A 5,614-nucleotide genomic window follows, 5' to 3' on the forward strand; every position below is an offset into this window, starting at 1 on the left:
ACTTTCGTGGGTAAAGCTAAATAATCTGAGGTTTTAGATACCAGATGATAGAGTTGATTAAAACTCAGTTTTTGGGAGTTTTCAAAGAAATATTGGCGATAGTGGTAGTTAGCTAGATTGAACAGATTTTTTGACAAAAAGGCATAGTGGTCAATTTCTGACCATAAGGGATGGTTTTGGGCGATAATATGACGTTCAACTAGCTTCATGTCTTGATTATACCGGATAACGTTCTTAAAATCTATCGGTGGCAAAAGTTACTTATTTTAGTTATCTAGCTACAGAAATGAGTAACTTGAAAAAGTTTTAGGTAGGTTTTTGGTTTCTGTGGTTAACCCTCGGTGGCTTTATCCTTGTTCTCAATGGCTTTTGTTTCTGGTTAGCCTCGATCCTCGTCCCGGGATTCGCAGTTAAGGGTTTAGTGGCTTTTATCGGTGCGCCAATCGTCCTCTCTCTGGTCAACACCCTCTTAAATAAATACTTCGCCGAAAAAGGTTCCAGCGAAGTACCACAATAGTCAGTGACCAGTTATCAGTTATCAGTACCCTCAGTGTAACACCTTTGATCCAAAAATCATACCTTTGGGCAAAAAAAGGCCAAAAATAAATACTTCGCCGAAAAGGGTTTCAGCGAAGTACCACAATAGTCAGTGACCAGTTATCAGTTATCAGTATTTTTAGTATAACACCCTTTTTCGATCACTGCAAGACTTTTTTCAAATTTTAGGCCAAGAATTTTGGGCCCAAACCGACTTTCGGCGCGTACACCGCCCGATCGCCCAATTCTTCTTCGATGCGTAATAAGCGATTATACTTAGCCACCCGTTCACTGCGACTGAGAGAACCAGTTTTAATCTGTCCGGCATTAGTAGCCACCGCCAGATCTGCGATCGTGGTGTCTTCCGTTTCTCCGGAACGATGACTGATGACAGAACGATAACCGTGACGGGTAGCCAGGGCGATCGTTTGTAGGGTTTCCGTCAAAGAACCGATCTGATTGAGTTTAATCAGGATCGAGTTAGCAATACCCAGATCGATCGCTTTTTGCAGACGGATGGGATTAGTCACCATCAAATCATCGCCCACCAACTGAATCCGCGCCCCCAGTTTATCGGTCAATAATTTCCAGTTATCCCAATCTTCCTCGTGTAAACCGTCTTCAATAGAAACAATCGGATAGCGATCGACTAAACTCGCCAAAAAATCCACCATTTCGGCGGGAGAATGGGCGGAACCATCGTAGATGTATTGACCATCCCGATAGAATTCATTGGCGGCCACATCCATAGCCAAAGCCACTTCTGACCCTGGTTTATAACCGGCACGTTCGATCGATTCGATCAAAATATCCAAAGCTTCCTGATTTGAAGCCAAATTCGGAGCATAACCGCCCTCATCGCCCACACCGGTCAGTAATTTGCGTTCGTGCAAGGCCTTACCCAAAGCGGCGAATACTTCCGCCCCCCAACGCAAACCTTCCTTAAAAGAATCGGCCCCGATGGGGAAGATCATAAACTCCTGAAAATCGACGTTATTATCAGCGTGAGAACCACCATTGATCACGTTCATCATCGGGACGGGTAGCACATTGGCCATCGGACCGGCGAGATAACGATAGAGAGGCAATCCCAGATCCGCCGCCGCCGCTTTGGCCGTAGCGAGAGAGACGGCTAGGATAGCATTAGCTCCTAATTCTCGTTTATTGGCCGTGCCATCGCGCTCGATCATAGCTAAATCGATACTAGCTTGGTCGAAAGCATTCATCCCCTCCAAAACCGGGACAATTTTTTCGTAGACATTGCGAACCGCTTTCAGGACACCCTTACCACCGTAACGCTGGGGATCATCATCGCGCAATTCGTGGGCTTCAAAACTGCCCGTAGAAGCACCACTGGGAACTTGGGCCAAACCCATCGCCCCCGATTCTAACAGCACTTCCGCTTCGATAGTGGGACGGCCGCGGGAATCTAGAATCTCCCTAGCTGCGATCGCTTCGATGGGAACTTCGATTTTATCTAACATAACTTGTCGTCTCCAACTCAATTTACGGGGTTATTTCGGCTGATTACTAATTGCCTAAAGGGAAATCCACGTTGACAATCTGCTTTTGATCATCAAAAACGAGGATTAAAGTATCCGTCAGTTTTTCAAATTGAATCGTCACCAACACCAGATCCACACCGTCCGTATCCGAACCTTTTCTGACCTGAGTTCCCACGATCCGACGCACGGGGCCGGTACGCTTAAGTAAATTCTCCCAAGCGCCTTGTACTCTGGTGGGGAAAACCTCAGCTTTCAGGAAAGGGTGTAGATAGCCTCTGGCCAGGCCGTAGTCTTTATTGACCAAGGACGTGACAAAAGCATCGCCAATCTCAGAAATACTGCGAAATTCGGGAAAATCGGCGGCAATTACCTGACCAGACCGGTTAAAGGTAATTACCACATCTTCAGTGAGTTTCTCAAATTCAACGGTGACGATCACCAGATTGGCATTGATAGCATCGAGTAGCTTGCTTTCGACAATGCGCTTAAACGGTCCAGTATTGTCAGTGACTTGGCTTTCCCAGACCTTTTGCAGTTTTTCGGCAGTCCAGAGGGGTTTTAGTTGGGGTGACAAAGCTGCAATCACCTTGTCGTATTGTTTAGTTCCCAACCATTCTACTAACTGCCGAGCTTGCTTTTCTTCCCGGACGGGATCACCAATAGCGATCGCCGTCGGTTCTAGGTTCGCCTGTACTGGTGAAACGCTGAACGCGGTCCAAGGCAGGGAAAAGCCAATTAAACACAAAGAGAGAATCGATACCCGTTTCGCTAATGAAAGCCGCATCATTTCAGCTATTGCTCCGCAAATAAATAACGTTTTTCCACTTGACGATTGAATTGATGCCATTGTTCATTAGTTAAAGCATTCAACATCGGTCGATCGGGCAATATCTCTCCTCTTGTTATACTGGTTTAACGATTAAAACTACCGCCGAACGCGCTTGCACCCGATAGGTTTCCGATTCAATAGCGGCTGCGGCATCCAAATCACAGGCTGCCTCGGACAATTGCCAAGCAGTATCGATGACACGATGCCATTTTTCCCCTTGTCCCAAGGGGGGTAACTGGAAGTTGAGAGATTCCCAGTAAGCGTTGAGCATAATGTGTAAATACTCATTCGCCTTGGGATGACGCAGGGAAAAAGCTAAACTGTGGGAATCTTCCGACCAATCGGGTTTACTCAACTGTACGCCATGCCAACTGAGATGGGGTTCAAGACTGGTATAGGTGACTTCTAGCAATTTTTCCTGACGGAAAAGAGCTAATTTTTTATTAAAATCGAGCAGTCTCCTTACGAAACACCAAAGATCGAACTCTTGCTCTACCGCACTCCAATCGAACCAACTTAACTGGTTATCCTGACAATAGGCGTTATTGTTGCCCTTTTGGGTGCGTCGCACTTCGTCCCCCATCAACAGCATAGGTGTTCCTTGGGAAATAAACAGGATCGTTAAGAGATTTTTTATTTGTTGCAGTCGCAGGGTTTTAATCCTCTCGTTATTGGTTTCCCCTTCTACCCCACAATTCCAGCTAAAATTATCGTTGCCACCGTCCCGATTCTCCTCGCCGTTAGCCTCGTTGTGTTTCTCGTCGTAGGAAACTAGATCGTTAAGGGTAAAGCCATCGTGACAGGTAACAAAATTTATACTTCTATTGACATCGGTATCAGGTCTGTGGTATATGTCGGGGCTTCCTAAAATCCGCGCCGCTAATTTGCTGACTATGCCGGTATCTCCCCGGACAAAAGCGCGCACATCATCGCGAAAAGGACCATTCCACTCGGAAAACCAATCGGCAAATTCGACAAATTGACCGACACTATACAATCCTGCCGCATCCCAAGCTTCGGCGATTAATTTTGTCCCAGCTAAGACAGGATCCGATTCGATCGCCCAGATCATGTTATAACCTTTTTGCAGAATCGGTTCCCCGTCCACATTGCGCGATAATACGGCCGCCAGGTCAAAGCGAAAACCATCCACGTGCATTTCTGACACCCAATAGCGCAAACAATCGAGAATCATTTTGCCAACAATGGGATGACTGCCCTTGAGGGTGTTACCACAGCCGGTATAGTTGCTATAGAGGCTTTTATCTTCCCCGTCGAGGATGTAGTAGGTGCGATTATCGATACCTTTCAAGGAAAGAGTTGGCCCGATTTCGTCTCCCTCGGCGGTATGATTGAAAACTACATCGAGAATCACTTCGATCCCCGCTTTGTGTAACGCTTTCACCAGATCGCGAAATTCATTCAAAGGACCCAGGGGTGAGCGATCGCTACTGTAACCGGCATGGGGCGCAAAAAAGCCGATCGTGCTATAACCCCAATAGTTAGTTAACCCCGGCATGGCGGCAGCGGGATCAAAGTAATGAATCGGTAACAATTCCACGGCAGTAATGCCTAGGTTTTTCAAATAGGGTATTTTTTCGATTAATCCCGCAAAAGTACCTCTTTTTTCCTCGCTAACGCCGGAATTCGGGTTACGAGTAAAGCCACCGACGTGCATTTCGTAGATAAAACTGGCAGAGTAGGGAGTGCGTAGCGGTGCGTCATCTTCCCAATCATAGCAGCCCGGATCCACTACCAGACCCCGCAAAGCTCGATGACAATTATCGCCTTTTTCGCTGGCAGATTGCCGATCATAAATTTCCGCACCGACAATCGCTTTCGCATAGGGATCAAGAACTACTTTATCAGGATCGAAGCGATGACCCTGGGCCGGATTATCCGGACCATAGACTCGATAAGCATACACTTGACCGGCTCCAATACCGTGAACGAAAATATGCCAATAGAAAAAGGTGCGGTTTGTTTGCGGGGTGAGGAGAATAGTCCGGCTAGGTACGGGAGAATTAGCATCATTAAATAATAATAATTCGATCGCCGTGGCATACTTAGAAAATAGTGAGAAGTTGACACCATCGGCCAAGACAGTCGCACCGACAGGATGGCTTTTACCGTGATCGGTTTTTAAGGTCATTGTCAAGAGATAAGAAGTGATTAGGAGTAGTATAAGGTTATTCGGCGTTGCTGAATCAAGCTATGAATGCCAAATGTGTGTCCTATCCAAAAGTTAGTTTGGGTCCAGGTTTTAAAAATATCACCAAAGAATGTTCAGAACTCAAATCAGCAACGCCAGATTTTCATGGAGATGGCGTGATTAATTTCCAAGACCTTGCCCTATTCGATAAAGCTCTCAATTTCCCGATAGATAAAGAAAACAATTAGAGGAGTTTTAAATGACCTTTACCGAATATTTTAGGTTTGATTAAGCCAATTGATTAAGTCAGCTTGACTCTCAAAGTCTAGCAATGCTTCTCCTAAGTCTTCTAATTTTTCTACTGAGAGTTTTTGGATAGTTTCGGTAATATGCGGGGGCAGTTCACCAAAACGTCGGTTAAGTAAGCGTAGCACTAACTTGGATGCTTCTTTTTGAAGTCCAATGGCTTCTCCTTGTTGAATCGCTGCTTCTCTATCTTGTTCGTATAAAGGAGCTAAACGCATAATAAATTTCCTCTCCTCCTGGGTTCTTTTGGGTAAGGCTTGCAAGTTCCTACTCAAATTGTATAAT

The 5,614-nt window shown here is 45.8% G+C and carries 7 protein-coding genes; 2 read left to right on the forward strand and 5 right to left on the reverse strand.

All coding sequences use genetic code 11. The annotated features are described in order from the left end of the window. A partial coding sequence (locus IM479_RS16630; RefSeq protein ID WP_287699496.1) for a transposase occupies positions 1-209 on the reverse strand: 209 nt, incomplete at its 3' end. 116 nt (positions 210-325) lie between these two features. Between IM479_RS16630 and IM479_RS16635 the strand changes: the two genes are divergently transcribed. Then, positions 326-517, forward strand: coding sequence for a phage holin family protein (locus IM479_RS16635; RefSeq protein ID WP_287684223.1), 192 nt, complete (start codon positions 326-328; stop codon positions 515-517). Between the two features lie 205 nt (positions 518-722). Here the strand turns inward: IM479_RS16635 and eno are convergent, their stop codons facing one another. The 3 genes from eno to glgX form a co-directional block, all read right to left on the reverse strand. Then, a complete protein-coding gene (eno, locus tag IM479_RS16640; protein ID WP_286825185.1) occupies positions 723-2,021 on the reverse strand; it encodes a phosphopyruvate hydratase in 1,299 nt (432 codons plus the stop codon). A gap of 46 nt (positions 2,022-2,067) precedes the next feature. Continuing rightward, the gene (locus IM479_RS16645; protein ID WP_286825184.1) at positions 2,068-2,829 is read right to left on the reverse strand and encodes a DUF3887 domain-containing protein; all 762 of its coding nucleotides are present in this window, start codon (positions 2,827-2,829) and stop codon (positions 2,068-2,070) included. Between the two features lie 115 nt (positions 2,830-2,944). After that, positions 2,945-5,023 (reverse strand): glycogen debranching protein GlgX, encoded by a 2,079-nt coding sequence (glgX, locus tag IM479_RS16650; protein WP_287684222.1) that lies wholly within the window; start codon positions 5,021-5,023, stop codon positions 2,945-2,947. Between the two features lie 62 nt (positions 5,024-5,085). Here glgX and IM479_RS16655 point away from each other — a divergent pair, with 62 nt between their 5' ends. Then, complete coding sequence (locus IM479_RS16655; protein WP_286825182.1) at positions 5,086-5,271, forward strand: hypothetical protein; 186 nt, start codon at positions 5,086-5,088, stop codon at positions 5,269-5,271. Between the two features lie 30 nt (positions 5,272-5,301). Here the strand turns inward: IM479_RS16655 and IM479_RS16660 are convergent. Next, on the reverse strand, positions 5,302-5,614 hold a 313-nt coding region (locus IM479_RS16660; protein ID WP_287684221.1), incomplete at its 5' end, for a DUF4351 domain-containing protein.

The organism is Microcystis sp. M165S2 (assembly GCF_020245885.1).
Taxonomy (GTDB): domain Bacteria; phylum Cyanobacteriota; class Cyanobacteriia; order Cyanobacteriales; family Microcystaceae; genus Microcystis.

Bases quoted from the DNA above. Each gene is read 5' to 3' on its own strand.
- glgX (WP_287684222.1), bottom strand. From the start codon at position 5,023: ATGACCTTAAAAACCGATCACGGTAAAAGCCATCCTGTCGGTGCGACT.
- IM479_RS16645 (WP_286825184.1), bottom strand. From the start codon at position 2,829: ATGATGCGGCTTTCATTAGCGAAACGGGTATCGATTCTCTCTTTGTGT.
- eno (WP_286825185.1), bottom strand. From the start codon at position 2,021: ATGTTAGATAAAATCGAAGTTCCCATCGAAGCGATCGCAGCTAGGGAG.
- IM479_RS16655 (WP_286825182.1), top strand. From the start codon at position 5,086: ATGAATGCCAAATGTGTGTCCTATCCAAAAGTTAGTTTGGGTCCAGGT.